Annotated in this window: 11 protein-coding genes; 9 read left to right on the top strand and 2 right to left on the bottom strand. The window is 56.3% G+C overall.

From position 1 onward, the window contains the following. Nucleotides 1–105: 105 nt before the first annotated feature. The 5 genes from AC6CHQ_RS01550 to AC6CHQ_RS01570 all read left to right on the top strand — a co-directional run bounded on the left by AC6CHQ_RS01550 (nt 106) and on the right by AC6CHQ_RS01570 (nt 4,402). Entirely contained in the window at nt 106–723 is a 618-nt protein-coding gene (locus AC6CHQ_RS01550; protein ID WP_251239725.1) for a hypothetical protein, read from the top strand. Further along, a complete protein-coding gene (locus AC6CHQ_RS01555) occupies nt 716–1,342 on the top strand; it encodes a redoxin domain-containing protein (protein WP_251239726.1) in 627 nt (208 codons plus the stop codon). Before AC6CHQ_RS01550 ends, AC6CHQ_RS01555 begins: the two co-directional genes overlap by 8 nt. A gap of 96 nt (nt 1,343–1,438) precedes the next feature. After that, on the top strand, nt 1,439–2,866 hold the full coding sequence (locus AC6CHQ_RS01560; RefSeq protein WP_251239764.1) for a S41 family peptidase: 1,428 nt from the start codon (nt 1,439–1,441) through the stop codon (nt 2,864–2,866). Between the two features lie 131 nt (nt 2,867–2,997). Continuing rightward, nucleotides 2,998–4,116, top strand: coding sequence for a PDZ domain-containing protein (locus AC6CHQ_RS01565; RefSeq protein WP_498080629.1), 1,119 nt, complete (start codon nt 2,998–3,000; stop codon nt 4,114–4,116). 31 nt (nt 4,117–4,147) lie between these two features. Beyond that, on the top strand, nt 4,148–4,402 hold the full coding sequence (locus tag AC6CHQ_RS01570) for a CsbA family protein (protein ID WP_498080630.1): 255 nt from the start codon (nt 4,148–4,150) through the stop codon (nt 4,400–4,402). 53 nt (nt 4,403–4,455) lie between these two features. Here AC6CHQ_RS01570 and AC6CHQ_RS01575 read toward each other — a convergent pair whose 3' ends face one another. Continuing rightward, nucleotides 4,456–4,767, bottom strand: coding sequence for an AzlD domain-containing protein (locus AC6CHQ_RS01575; protein ID WP_092054212.1), 312 nt, complete (start codon nt 4,765–4,767; stop codon nt 4,456–4,458). Further along, a complete protein-coding gene (locus AC6CHQ_RS01580) occupies nt 4,767–5,492 on the bottom strand; it encodes an AzlC family ABC transporter permease (protein WP_498080631.1) in 726 nt (241 codons plus the stop codon). The genes AC6CHQ_RS01575 and AC6CHQ_RS01580 overlap by 1 nt, the downstream gene beginning before the upstream one ends. Nucleotides 5,493–5,628: 136 nt before the next feature. On the opposite strand from AC6CHQ_RS01580, the gene AC6CHQ_RS01585 reads away from it, so the two are divergent. From AC6CHQ_RS01585 to AC6CHQ_RS01600, 4 genes are all read left to right on the top strand, one after another. Next, complete coding sequence (locus tag AC6CHQ_RS01585; protein ID WP_498080632.1) at nt 5,629–6,282, top strand: TVP38/TMEM64 family protein; 654 nt, start codon at nt 5,629–5,631, stop codon at nt 6,280–6,282. A 106-nt stretch (nt 6,283–6,388) separates the two neighbouring features. Beyond that, on the top strand, nt 6,389–9,889 hold the full coding sequence (gene addB, locus AC6CHQ_RS01590) for a helicase-exonuclease AddAB subunit AddB (protein WP_498080633.1): 3,501 nt from the start codon (nt 6,389–6,391) through the stop codon (nt 9,887–9,889). Next, nucleotides 9,864–13,586, top strand: a complete 3,723-nt coding sequence (gene addA, locus AC6CHQ_RS01595) for a helicase-exonuclease AddAB subunit AddA (RefSeq protein ID WP_498080634.1) — start codon at nt 9,864–9,866, stop codon at nt 13,584–13,586. The genes addB and addA overlap by 26 nt, the downstream gene beginning before the upstream one ends. Next, nucleotides 13,555–14,715: a DUF418 domain-containing protein gene (locus AC6CHQ_RS01600; protein WP_251239734.1), complete on the top strand. Its 1,161-nt coding sequence runs from the start codon at nt 13,555–13,557 to the stop codon at nt 14,713–14,715. Before addA ends, AC6CHQ_RS01600 begins: the two co-directional genes overlap by 32 nt. Nucleotides 14,716–14,795 lie beyond the last annotated feature (80 nt).

Raw genomic sequence — 14,795 nt, forward strand, 5'->3', positions numbered from 1 at the left:
ATAGAATGGACAAGATTCTTATCTGCTTGCATGCTGGAGGATGGACGGACTGCACGTCCATCCTCTACTCTTAAAGTTGATCATACCCGGCCGGAGGCGTAGTTGATGCAAGTGACCGAAGTTATCACCATCTTTAAATTATCTGTGCCGTCATCCCATCTGTCGGTGCTTGCCGCGCTCGTTGTCGCCTATGTCCTTATCCGGTTCCGGTACGGAAACCGTCCGGCCGGACTATACGCGGATGCAGCATTTTACTTTGTACTGTTCTGGAAGGGAAGCTACGTGCTGACTGATTTCGGAAGCTTCCTGAAAGCACCACTGTCTCTTCTTTATTACAATGGCGGTATGATAGGCGCACTGGCTGGTCTTCTCGCGGCCCTATATTTCCTCTGGCGCAAAGGCCTGGCCGCATCGCCCGCGATCCTGACCGGTGCAGTGGCTGTCCAGAGCGTCTATCAGATGATGATGGTGTTCTTGAATGACAACGGCATCCTGGCGGAAACGGTGACATTCGTGCTGTTCGGCCCGCTGCTTTTGCTGACGCTTTTCAGGGCGGACAGCACGCATCTATGGCAAAAACAGCTGACGGTGATTTTTCCGGCTGCCCACCTGATGGCAGCTGCCGTACAGCCTGACGGATTCGGCGGTCTGTCATTTGTTTCAACTCTTATTTTTAGTGTTTATCATTACAATCGGCTGGTTGGAGGCGTAAAGAATGAATAAAAAATGGTTCGGTTCCATCATTGCCCTGGCTATCATTGCGGCGATGATTGGCATCATGCTGAAAAACACAGCGGATGACGGCCTCAGCGGGCAGAAAAAGCAGCTTGAGCGTGAGCTCGCCCAATCAGAGGAAGTCCAGGCGGGAGCAGAGGGGGATGCGGAAGTCCAAGAAGGGATCGCCAAGGGAGAGTCCGCTCCCGATTTCACCCTCGGGACACTGGACGGCGGAAAACTAAAGCTGTCGGACCTGCGGGGGGAGAAAGTGATCCTGAATTTCTGGGCATCATGGTGCGGCCCATGCCGTGCGGAAATGCCGCATATGCAGGATTTCCATGAGCAGGAGGCAGAAAAAGCCGGAGTCCGTGTAATCGCCGTGAACCTTTCCACATCCGAGCGAGGGGACAAGGACAAGGTGATGGAAAACATCCAGTCATTCGTTGACGAGTTTGGTCTTACCTTCCCGATTCCGCTGGATATGGACGGGGAGCAGATGGATGCATACCGGGTCATCACGATCCCGACCACTTACATCATCGATACATCCGGCATTATCCGCCATGTGGTCAGGGGGCCGATGGATGAAGAGATGATGAGGGACCTGACTGCAAGTGTCGACTGAGTGATCCCCTGATTCCTGATATAAAAATCGGCCAAGCGTGTCGTATGCTTCCCGATCTGTTCATACACTTGGACGGAGGAGGGATGCAACGTGCGCATGAGCCGATTTTTGCTTTTCGTGGCGGTCTGCGCTGCTGCCGGCGGAATCTTCTACTTCGTCCAGAGCGGAAAAGGGGAGTCGGCGGAACCTGTCAGCGAGAAGAAACCGATCGATGAGGCGTATGAGCTGATTTTGGAAAAGGCCGTCCACCGTGTCGGCGGAAAAGACCTGGTAGAAGGGGCCGTCAGAGGTATGGCAGATGTGCTGAATGATCCGTACAGTACATACATGACGGAAGAGGAAGCGGCTGCCCATCAGGAATCACTGTCGGACGAGCGTGTCGGGATCGGGGCGGAAATCGCGGAATCCAGAGGGCGGTTCATCATCGTGGCGCCGGTCCGAAACTCCCCTGCAGAAAAAGCCGGCATTCTCCCATACGATGAAATCGTCCGTGTAGACGGAGAGCGTGTGGACGGGAAAACGATGAAGGAACTGCTTTCCCTGATCAAAGGAAAAGAAGGAACTGATGTCGCCATGACGATATTCCGGCCTGATGAGGACAGGCACCTGGAAGTGACGATGAAGCGCAGTGCGATACCGGTCAAGACAGTAAGCAGTCGCTTGGTCAAGAAAGACGGCTACCAGATCGGCATTGTTTCCATTTCGATGTTTGGCGAAGAAACGGCTGGTGAGTGGGAAACCCATACGAAGAAACTGATCGGCCAGGGGGCGGACGGCCTGATCATTGATGTGCGCGGCAATCCGGGCGGGTATCTTCACAGTGTATCGCGGATAGCGGGCAGCCTGCTCCGGGAAGGGACGGTCTTCGCATTTATGCAAAACGCGGAAGGCGTAAAGGAACCGGTCCGCTCCGAGGCTCCGAAGGACGATGAGTACGGCAAGGCAATGCGCGGCATGAAAACTGTGCTGATCCAGGACAAGGGCAGTGCCTCTGCAAGCGAGGTGCTGAGCGGAGCGCTCCAGGGCAACGGGCGTGCGTTCATCATCGGGACAGTCAGCTTTGGAAAAGGGACCGTGCAGGAGACCTGGCCGCTTTCGAACGGCGGTGAAGTGAAGCTATCGACACATAAGTGGCTGACCCCGTCAGGAGAGTGGATTCACGGCAAGGGCATCAAGCCGGACCTCGAATCCGAACAGCAGCCGCTGTACGGTCTGCCGGTCATGCCTGTCGAGGGCAGCTTCCAGCCCGGAGACTATGGGGAAGACGTAGGCTACGCCCAGCGGGTGCTTGCGGCACTTGGCTACGATGTGACGCGTGAAGACGGTTACTATGATGAGACGACATTAAAAGCGGTCGAGCGCTTCCGTGACAATGAAAAACTGGAACCGGGCGGTGCGATGGATGATGCCTTTTTCCGGGCACTGCGCGCCAAAGTGATCGAATACAAGGCTGAAGAGAAAAATGACGATCAGCTGCAGCTTGCCGTCAGCTATATGAAACATGTAATAAAGTCCGGCAACTAAAAGCATTCTCATCCCTCCCCGGGTTTGATAGAATGAAGTGAATGAAGTTTGTTGTCTAGAACCGGGGATGGTGACGTCTGATGTTCCAGGAAATCTTGTTTGAATTGCTGCAAGCCGCGGGAAGGTTTTTCATGAACCCGCTGCTCTATATGATTTTGTTGTTCTCGGTACTGCTTGGTTATACAAGGGTTCGGCGTGAACGCCGGAACTTCCGGGTGAGGGTGGACGAAGGCCTGACCGAATTCCGACGGTTGCTGAAGGAATCGTGGCTGATCGCGCTTGTACTGTCGTTCGTCATTGCAGGAGCGGGGCTTGCTGTGCCCAAGGGCTGGATTGTACTGTTCTGCGGGTTCATGCTGGCAGCCGTATTGCTTTTCCGCTATCATGCGGGGGCACCGGTCTATGCTGCAGGGCTCGCGGTCCTTGCCTACTGGCTGATTGGCCGATACGATATTCCGACGGACTGGCCGGTCATCGGCTGGACCTATGCGGGAGTTTCAGGTGAGGAGGCGGTCACCATCACGGCGATTGCCGGCCTGCTGACTGCTGCAGAAGGTCTCCTGATCCGCAAGTATGCGGCGCGGGATTCGTCCCCGCTGCTCCTGAAAACGGGCCGCGGCCTGCAGGGGGCGGCCTATCGGACAAAGCGCCTCTGGCTGTTGCCGCTGCTTTTCGCCGTTCCTGGCGGCCCATTGGAAGAAATGCTTCCATACTGGCCGCAGTTCACGCTCGGCGGAACTTCCTACTATCTGATCCTTATCCCGGCAGTGATCGGCTTTGAGCATACGGCCAAGCACCTTCTGCCCGGACAGGTATACGGACGGTACGGCAAGGCGGTCTTTGTCACCGGACTCGGTGTCACGGCAGCCGCATTTCTTGGACTATGGGAGCCTCTCGCCGCTTGGGCAGTCCTTGCAATCGGATTTATTGTGCGGATGGTGATCACCATCATGGCCGCCGTGCGTGAAAACAAGGGTAACTTCGCAGTGGCGCCGAGGAGCGACGGCGTCGTCGTGGCGGCTGTGCTGCCGGGATCTCCTGCCGACAAGATGGGGATCCTTCCGGGTGAGACCATCCGGAAGGTGAACGGTGTCACCGTGACGGATGAACGGGAATTGTACGAAGCCATCCAGGTCAATGCGGCGCACTGCCGTGTCGAGGTGCTCAATATGGAAGGGGAGCTGCGGCTCTGCCAGCATGTCATTTTCCGTCATGATCATCACCGGATGGGCCTGCTTGTCGTACGCTGACCGTTCATTCGCAGGAGAGGGGGAGCGATCCGTGGAATCATACGCACTAAAAATTATCCTAGCGCTTTTCCTGCCGGCGGCTCTGGTGGTCCTGTTCACACGGGTCACCTATCATCATGTCGTCGGACTGATTCTGACCGTGTCCCTGATTGCGGCATCCGTTTATGCGGGTTACACGCATACGTGGCTGCTGTACGCGATTGATGCACTCTCGCTGACTGCCGGTTTCTATATTGCCGGCAGGATGCGTGAACGAGCGAAACATGGGGACCGGGATCCATCATAAAAACGACCTGGCGCAAAAGTGCGCCAGGTCGTTTTTATGATATCGGCTATTAATCAGCCGGCAAGCAGGCTGTATACCGCGAGGATGGCAATGGTGCCAAGGACAGTGCCCATGACTCCTCCGCCCCACCAGGCAATGAGCGCGGCGGAAGCGAGCCCGATTACACCAAACAGGAGATCATCGGGCTGGGCGTACAGGATAGCCGGAAAGATCAGTGCGCCCAGTACGGCATAAGGAATGTTGCGAAGCACGCCGGATACGGCCGGCGGCAGTTCCTTCCCTTCCAGGAAGGTGAGCGGAATGGCACGCGGCAGGTAAGTCACGACCGCCATGCCCAAGAGCATCCACCAGTACCAGTTACCCATCATGCTCCCTCCTTTCGCTCTACGGCGCGGCGGATCACATTGCCACGGCGCGTGTAGAGAATTTCAACAAAAATCGCGGAAGCGAGCGTCGACACCATGATCGCCCAGCCGGTCGAAAGCAGTCCTGACCAGAAAAAGAAGCCGTTCATCGCGGCCGCTGTCAGTGCGAGCAGGACGACTTTCCTGTTTCCCTTCAGAGAAGGGATAAGAAGCGCGACAAACATGGCGTAAAGCGCGATTGACATCGCTGCCTGCAGGAAAAGCGGCAGGTTGGCTCCGATCATATGCCCGATTCCGCTAAAGATGACCCAGCTTGCATAGGAAAGGATGATGACACCTGCGGCATAGGAAGTCCGGACACGGCCATCGCCGGTCGTGGAGATCACGGAAAAGGTTTCATCGGTGATGCCGAAGGCGTAGACCGCTTTTTTCCATCTGGCATCAGGCTGCATCTTTTCATTGAGCGAAGCCGTCATAAGGAAATGGCGGATGTTCACGATGAACGTGTTCAGTACAATCAGAATGGGGTCCACTTTGGCTGCAATCAGACTGAGGGATATGTATTGGGCAGCTCCGGCAAAGACGAAGATGCTCATGGCCACCGTCTCGATCAGGGAAAGACCGGTTGTCTTGGCGAGCAGACCGAACGTCAGCGCCACCGGGAAGTAACCGATTGCGATGGTCAATCCCGCTTTAAGACCGGCGGAAAGGCTTTCTCGTTGCATGAAATCACATCTTTCTTGCATGATTATAATAAGAATTATACTACAAACATTTCTCGGTGGACGCCTCATTTTGTAGAGTTGCATGAATAGCGTAAAATAAGGGAAATGACACATGAAATCAAGTCGGGGGTAGGACATGGAGAATTGGCTGGATCTTGACACCTTGTTTGAACTGACATCACAATATCGTGCGCTGGGGCCGCTGTTGGGCTTTCTGCTGCCGTTTATCGAGGCATTTCTCCCATTTCTGCCTCTTTTCGTGTTTGTCCTTGCGAATGCCAATGCGTACGGTTTCTTTTTCGGCTTTCTGATCAGTTGGGGCGGAACAGTCGCAGGGTCATACACTGTATTTCTCCTCATCCGGAAATACGGGGATGCGAGGGTGTTCAGGTTCCTTACGAAAAGTGAGCGTGTCCGGAAACTGATCCAGTGGGTGGAGCGCAACAGCTTCGGGCCGTTATTCGTATTGCTCTGCTTCCCGTTCACTCCGTCTTCGCTTGTGAACCTTGTCGCGGGGCTCTCCAATCTGAAGAAGAAGGTGTATTTGTTCACCCTGATGGCCGGAAAGTTCGTGATGATCGGCATCGCCAGCTTTATCGGGCATGATCTGCGCTCGCTGATCACGCAGCCGGGACGTACCGCAGTGGTCGCAATCGTCATTTTCCTGCTGTGGCTGGGCGGAAAGCAACTCGAAAAATGGCTGGAAAAGCGGGTGGAAAATGACTTTAGGTCCATTCAGGAAGAGCAGACAGCAGCAGGGGAAGAAGAGTCACGCGAAAAGGAAAGCTGATCGGATGACCGCAACGCCCCGCTGTGATTACATATGAAAGGAACGTTTGTTCGTTTTTATTTCTTCTATTATACTGTAATGACCAAATAGAAAGGGGTGGCTGCAGATGTCATTCAGGCTGATTACCGGCCGTGCCGGTTCAGGAAAAACCACGATGATCCGGAAAGAGATCGCCGGAAAGCTGCAGGAGAATCCGCTCGGTTCGCCGATTTTTGTCGTTGTACCGGACCAGATGTCTTTCTCCATGGAGAAAAGCCTGTCGACCGAGTTCGGGCTGAAGGGCACGATCCGGGCCCAAGTGGCAACCTTCAAGCGCCTGGCCTGGAGAATCCTTCAGGAGACGGGCGGAATCACCCGGACGGAAGTGAACGGCTTCGGCTATCGGATGCTGATCCGAAGCCTGCTCGCGGAAAACCGTGAAGAGTTCAAGCTATTCCGCCAGGCTGCCGATAAGCGCGGGTTCACGGAGCAGCTGGAAGAGCTTCTGAAAGAATTCAGCCGTTATTGCCTTGACTGCACGAAGATGACCGATATGCACAGTGAGCTGGAGCAAGCCGGGGCGCCGAGGGCACTGCTGGACAAGGCCGATGACCTCGAGCTGCTCATGAGCAAGATTGAGGAGCGGCTTGGTACCGCCTACGTAGACAGTGAAGGTTATCTGGCGCTCCTCGCTTCCCAGATCCGGCATTCCGAACTGGTGAAAGATGCGGAGGTGTATGTGGACGGCTTTGTAACATTCACGACACGCGAACTGGAAATCGTGGAAGCGCTCATGATGCATGCCAAGCGAGTGACTGTCGTTCTGCCCATGGAAGATCCATATGGCGCGCCGACAGGTTCACAGCTGTTTTTTAATGCGCAGGGAAGTGCCGCCCGGCTGATGGATGCCGCCAAGCGGAATGCGGTGGAGATGGAAGAGGGGTTCCACCTCGGAACACCGCGGCGCTTTAGAAGCAAGGCATTGGCCCATCTGGAAGGGGCGTTTGACCGGTATCCGGCACCGACCGCCTCTGCCGAAGGCGATGTGGAGCTGATCCGGGCGGCGGATGCCCGGGCGGAAGTCCACGCTGTGGCCAGAAGGATCCGGCTACTGATGATGTCAGGAATGCGCTACCGGGACATGGCGATCCTGTACCGGCAGCCGGAGGTTTACGATGATCTGATCGAGACGGTGTTTCCGCTCTATGACGTTCCCGTCTTCATCAGCCGGAAAAAGCCGATGCTCCACCATCCGCTTATCGAGTTCAGCCGTTCGGTGCTGGAGGCGGTGGCGGAGGGCTGGGAATATGAAGACATCTTCCGGGCAGTCAAGACCGACCTGTTTTTCCCGCACGGGGCAGACCCGTCGGAATGGCGGGACCGGGCGGACCGCCTTGAAAATTTCGTGCTGGCAAACGGCATCCGCGGGGAGCGATGGTTCGATGAAAAGCGGTGGCAGGTAAAACGCTACCGCGGCCTGGAGTTCCACCGCAACATGCAGACAGACGAGGAACTGGCGATGCAGGAAGACATCCACCTGATCCGGGATGCCATCAGGGAACCGCTCGCCAATCTGGAAGCGCGTCTGCGCCGTGGACGAACGGGCCGTGACATTGCGACAACGCTCTTTACATTTATGGAGGAACTCCATGTATTTGACAAGATCGTCGATCTGAGAAAGAGGGAAGAAGAGGCCGGCCGGCTGTTTGAGGCGGCAGAGCACGATCAGGCCTGGAATTCCTGGATTGAAGTGCTGGATCAGTTTGTCCTTATGTTCGGCGACCGGGAGCGTCCGCTTGCAGAGTTCATCCGCATCCTGGATGAAGGATTCGACACGCTCGAGTTTGCCCGCATCCCCCCTTCGATCGATCAGGTGACCGTGACGACCGTCGACATCTCGAGGCTGATGGACATGGAGGCGGTCTTTATCATCGGCGTCAATGATGGCGTATTCCCGAAGCGCATCGACCAGGAAGGCCTCCTGTCAGACCGCGAGCGGGAATGGTTCATGGAGATCGGTTTTGAACTGGCACCGACCACGAAGATGCGTCTCATGGATGAGATGTACATGGCATACCGCGCATTCACGACCGCTTCCTCAAAACTGTTTATTTCTTATCCGGCCTCAGATCCGGAAGGGAAGGCGCTGATTCCTTCGCTTTATCTGAAGCGAATCCTGCAGGTCCTGCCGGATGCCGCGGAGTCGGATGTGCTCAATGACCCCTCGGGCCTGCCTGAGGAGGAAAGCTGGAAAGAGTACATCAGCCACCCAAGGGCGACGCTCCAATACGCATCCGCCCAGCTCCGTCATGCGGAAAGTGACGGAAACCTTTCCGCTCCGTGGCAGACGGCCATTGGTTTCTACCGGAACGATCCGTACTGGTCGATGATTTTCGGCAAAGTGTTCCGCCCCACCCGGAAAAGGGAAACGGAGCGGCTGGAGCCGGCCGTCACGTCATCACTCTACGGAGAGGAAATCGGCTCAAGCGTATCGCGCGTGGAGTCGTATTTCAGCTGCCCGTTCCAGCATTACGCCAGCTTCGGGCTGAAACTGCGCGAGCGCGGCGAGTTCACGCTGGACCCGCCGGCCCTCGGCGACCTGTTCCATGCCGCGCTGAAGTGGATCTCCGATGAGACCGGCAGGCTGGACAGGCCATGGGGCTCCCTTAGCCGGACAGAATGCCTGACGCTCGCAAGGGATGCCGTGGAGTCGATCAGCCCGTACTTCTTTAATCAGATCCTGCTGAGTTCAAGCAGGTATGCCTATATCCAGAGGAAAATCACACGCATCATCCAGAGAACTCTGCTTGGGCTAGCCGGCCAGGCAAAGCATTCCGGGTTCAATCCGGTTGCCATCGAGGCGGCATTCGGCCCTGGGGAGAAATTCCCCCCTCTGCGTGTCCCCCTTAAACGGGGCAGAACGATGCAGCTGAGAGGAAGGATTGACCGGGTGGATGCCGCGGAAGTGGACGGCAAACCGTTTATCCGGGTGGTTGACTACAAGTCATCGGCCAGGGCATTGGACCTCGCGGAAGTGTACTACGGCCTGTCTCTTCAGATGCTGACTTATCTGGACGTCGCGCTCCTGAATTCTGATGAGTGGTTCGGAAGGGAGGCTTTGCCTGCCGGTGTCCTATACATGCATGTCCACAACCCGATGCTCCGAGCGGACTCCGGTGTGCTGGAGGAGGCGGAGATCGAAGCCCAGGCGATGAAGTCCTACCGGATGAAAGGGTATGTTTTGGACAATCCGGATGTCGTGCTTGAAATGGACAAAAGCTTGGACGGCTCTTCCGATACACTGCCGGTCCGCATGAACAAAAACGGCACGTTTTCGAAAGCGTCCAAAGTTCTCGGACCCGAAAGCCTGTCACTCATGCGCTCATACGTCCGCCGCAAGCACAGGCAGGCGGGCGATTCCATGATTGACGGCGACACCCGTGTGCTCCCGTATCGGATGAAGGACCGGATGCCGTGCCAGACGTGCGCGTATCGCTCGGTCTGCCAGTTCGATCCTGCAGACCCTGCCCAGCGCTATCAGGCGCTGCGGCAGCTGACTCCCGAAGAGTCGATCAAACTGATGGAAAAGGAGGTGCGGGAAGATGAAGATTCCGGCGAAACCCGCTGATGCAACGTGGACGGATGCCCAATGGCGGGCCATCCATGCTTCGGGCAGTGATCTTCTCGTATCGGCTGCGGCCGGTTCGGGCAAGACGGCGGTCCTCATCAACCGGCTGATCGGCAAGGTGACCGATCCTGACGATCCGGTTGATGTTGATGAACTGCTTGTCGTTACGTTTACGAATGCGGCAGCGGCGGAAATGCGCCATAGGATGGCGACTGCCCTTGAAGAGGCAATCGTGAAAAATCCGTCTTCCTCGCGTCTCCGTCGTCAGCTCAGCCTTTTAAACAAAGCCCAGATTTCGACGCTCCACTCTTTCTGTATGAACGTCGTCCGCCAGTATGCTTATGTGCTGGACATTGATCCGGGCTTCCGCATCGCGGATACCGCGGAGGCGGCCCTGCTGCGGGACGATGTGGTCGGGCGCGTACTCGAGGAAGCATACGGATCGGAAAATCCGGAGCCGGTCTATCGGCTTGCCGATAGCTTTACATCCGACAGGGACGACCAGGCCATCGAAGTGCTGATTGACAAGCTGTACGACTATTCTCGTGTCCATCCGAAACCGGAGGACTGGTTGCGGGACATCCCGCGGCAATACCATCTTGCACAGGATGCGGACATTGACAGCCTGCCGTTTATCGGTCCGCTCAAGGAAGCGATCAGCCATCAGCTTGAAGAGGCGGCGTCGATGGCGGCTGAAGTGGGACGCATCGCCCGCCTGCCGGATGGTCCTGCACCACTCGCGGCGACAGCGGAAGAAGACGGTGCCGTCATCGGCTCGCTGCTCCGTATCATGGAAGGCGGCACATGGGAAGAGGCGTATCATGCCTTTTCCGCACTTAAATGGGCCAAGGCCGGCACTATCCGCAAAGACAGCTGCGACGAAGAGCTGGCGGAACGCGCAAAGAAAAAGCGCAATGATATCAAGAAACTGGTCAACGGCCTTAAGGAAGCCTATTTCGTCCGGACGCCTGCCCGTCTCCTGGAAGAGATGCGGCTGATGGCACCGATGATGGATACGCTGGTCGGCCTTACAATCCGGTTTGGCGAGCGGTATACCGATGTGAAAAAGAACAGGGGAATCGTCGACTTTTCCGACCTGGAGCACCTGGCGCTCGCCATCCTGTCCGAAGAGCAGGACGGCCGGCTCGTGCCTTCAGGGATCGCGAATGACTTCCGGGAACGTTTCCGGGAAGTGCTCGTCGATGAGTATCAGGATACAAACCGCCTTCAGGAGACGATCATCTCGCTCGTCAAAAGCGGAAGAAGCGAGGACGGCAACCTGTTCATGGTTGGTGATGTGAAGCAGTCGATCTACCGCTTCCGCCTTGCCGAGCCGATGCTGTTTCTCAGGAAATACCTCAGTTTCAACGGAGAGGCGGATGGCACGGGCATGAAAATTGACCTGAATGCCAATTTCCGCAGCCGGAGCGAAGTGCTTGATGCAACAAACTATGTGTTCCGACAGATCATGGGCGCACGTGTCGGGGAGATCGACTATGATGAAGCCGCGGCACTCAAGCCCGGAGCGCCTTACCCGGGCGAGGGCAGGGCAGCCTCCCTCACAATCCTCCATGGAGAAGAGGAAGAGGACGGGACAGAGGCTTCAGAGCAGGATGAAGAGCTGAAGCAGCCAAGGCTGGAAGCGCGGGCGATCATCCGGGAGATCCGGCAGCTCATGGAATCCGGTTCCGAAGTGACCGATCCATGGACAGGAAGCAAACGCCCGCTCCGTTACCGGGATTTTGTCATCCTGATGCGTTCGATGACCTGGTCCGGTGAGATTGCGGAAGAACTGAAGCTCGCGGGAATTCCTGTATATGCCGAAACGTCCGGCGGCTATTTTGATGCCATCGAAGTGATGATCATGCTGAACACGCTCAAGGTCATCGACAATCCATATCAGGATATCCCGTTCGCCTCCGTGCTTCGTGCACCGTTTATCGGGCTTGGCGAAAATGAGCTTGCGAAAATTCGCCTGGCCGCACCCGACGAGCCTTTCTATGAGGCGCTCAAACAGTATGTACGGAACGGTGTATCAGCGGGAATTCCGGCTGGAACGGAAGAAAAGATCCGCCGGTTCTATGTCCACTTTGAGGAATGGCGTGACCTGGCACGAAGGGGGTCCCTCGCAGACCTGATCTGGCAGGTGTACCTGGATACCCACTACTACGAGATGGCCGGCGCCATGCCGAACGGCAAGCAGCGCCAGGCCAACTTGCGCGCCCTGCACGACAGGGCGATCCAGTACGAGCGGACGTCATTCCGGGGGCTGTTCCGATTCCTCCGCTTCATCGACAGGATGAGACGCCGCGGTGATGATATGGGAACCGCCAAAGCGGTAGGCGAACAGGACGACGTCGTGCGGATCATGACGATCCATGCGTCCAAGGGGCTGGAGTTTCCGCATGTGTTTGTCGCGGGAGTGGGACGGCAGTTCAACAAGATGGACTTTAACCAGCCGTATCTGTTCGACCAGCACTTTGGTCTCGCGGTCAAGGCGGTGGATCCGGACAACCGGATCCAGTACACATCGCTGCCGTTTCTTGCTATCAGGGAGAAAAAAGAACTGGAAATGCGGGCAGAAGAAATGCGGGTCCTCTATGTGGCCATGACCCGCGCCAAAGAAGCCCTGCACCTGATCGGTTCCGTAAAGGATCCTGAATCGGCCGTCATGAAGTGGCAGGAAGGGCAGCTTTCCGGCGGCGAACGGCTTCCGGAATACATCCGATCACGCGCAGCGGGATATCTGGACTGGATCGGGCCCGCCGTGGCGCGTCACCGGGCATTTGCCCCTTATGGCGTGGTTCCGGGCGGGAATCTGATCGATGACCGCTCTTCCTGGACCATCGAGTTCCTGGCACCTTCAGATCTTTCTGCCGAGTACGGGCCGGCTGCAGGGGCAACGGAAGAAGTCCACCGGTTGGAGGAGGAACAGGCAGGCCGCACGGAAGCGGAGGTGCTAGGCCGGTTTAATGCCTCTTACCCGCATGTGGCTTCTGTGCGCAAGCGTTCAAAGCAGTCAGTCAGTGAGGTAAAGCGGATGTGGCTGCTGGAAAACGCGGAAGAGCCGGACCCGTTCATGTCACGTTCGGATGAAATCAGGCCGATGTATATGCATGACCGTCCGGAGTTCATGCAGGAGAGGACGCTCACGGCCGCCGAGATCGGGACGGCAATGCACACGATCATGCAGCATATCGACCTCTCCGGTCCGCAGACTGTCCGGGATGTGCAGAACTTGATCACCGAACTCATCCGACGGGAACTCATCACGGATGAAGAGGCGCGGGAAGTGGATGCAGCCGCTGTCGCCCGATTTTTCGGGACCCCGCTTTACGAACGCATCCGGAAGTCCGCGGATGTCCGCCGAGAGCTGCCGTTTACTTACGGACTCGATGCGGGAGACGGCGACCATCAGATCCTGCAGGGGATTGCCGACTGCATCTTCCGTGAAAAGGACGGCTGGGTCCTGCTTGACTATAAGACCGACAGGACAGGCATGTTCCGGTCGGAAACATCCCTCGAAGCCGCGATGACTGAGCGCTACGGCGTCCAGCTGTCCTTGTATGCCCGCGCGCTCGGGGAAATCCTGAATATTAAAATCAAAGAGAAGCTCCTTTACCTGTTTGACGGGGAACGAGTACTGACCATCCGGGGGGATCATTTTGCCGACACTGAAACCGACCGCGTCTTCTGAACGGATCGCGGCGCTGGATTACTTGAGAGGATTTGCACTGCTCGGCATTTTCGTAGCGAATATGCTGTTTTTCCACACACCGTTCGTCTATATTGATCCGTTCACATGGTTCCGGTCGCTTAGCGATGAGGTCTCCCATATGTGGGTGGATATTCTGTTCCAGAGCAGCTTTTACCCGCTTTTTGCGATGCTGTTCGGCTATGGGATGAATATGCAGTATGAAAAGGCCGTAAGTCTCGGAAAGCCGTTTGTTCCGACTGCGGCCAAAAGGATGGGCGTGCTCCTGCTGTTCGGGATCATCCACGCCTTCCTGATCTGGCCAGGCGACATCCTGATCACTTATGCACTGATGGGCCTGATCTTCATGTGGATGATCCGTCTGCCCGCAGCGGCACTGACGGCCATCGGTGCGGTTGTCTATGTGGTACCGATGGCGGGGCTCGCGCTTCTGACTTTCTTCGTGGAAAAGCTGGACCCGGAAGGCATGATGGGAGCCTATGCGGATATCACCAACATCAACCGATCGATCGAGGCCTATGCCGGCGGGTCGTTTGGCGAAGTAACTGCACAGCGCGCCGCTGATTGGCTGTTTATGAATTCGGCTTCTCTTCCGATGGCCATCTTTATGATTCTGCCGCTTTTCATGTTCGGTGCTGCAGCAGGGAAGGCAAAGCTCATTGAGAAAGCATCGGATAATTGGAAAAAGTGGATATTGCCGGCCGTGCTATTCACAGTTATCGGGCTTACTATCAAGGCACTCCCATATTTTTCAGATTTGCGTTATACGACACAAGTGGTCCAGGATTCATTCGGGGGTCCGATCCTGACTGCAGGTTATGTGGGGCTGGTCCTGCTGCTTCTGCAGTCCGGACTTGTCCGGAAAGTGTTCCATCCGGTCGCTTCCGCCGGCAGGATGTCACTGACTGTCTACCTGACCCAGTCGATCATCGCGACACTCATCTTTTACTCCTATGGCCTCGGCTATTACGGGAAAGTTTCGGTTTCGCTCGGGACTTGGATGGCAGTGGCTATCTTCGCCATCCAGTGCATCCTGGCAAATCTGTATTTCCAGAAATTCAGGCAGGGTCCTTTCGAGCGCATCTGGCGCAGACTCACCTACGGAAAATGACAGAATAAAGAGGATTCCGCACATATCTGTCGTAAGTTGAAAGAGAGAACAACCAACTCAGTATGGAAAGGATGGCGTCA

It is taken from the genome of Bhargavaea sp. GQ12, from assembly GCF_059758705.1.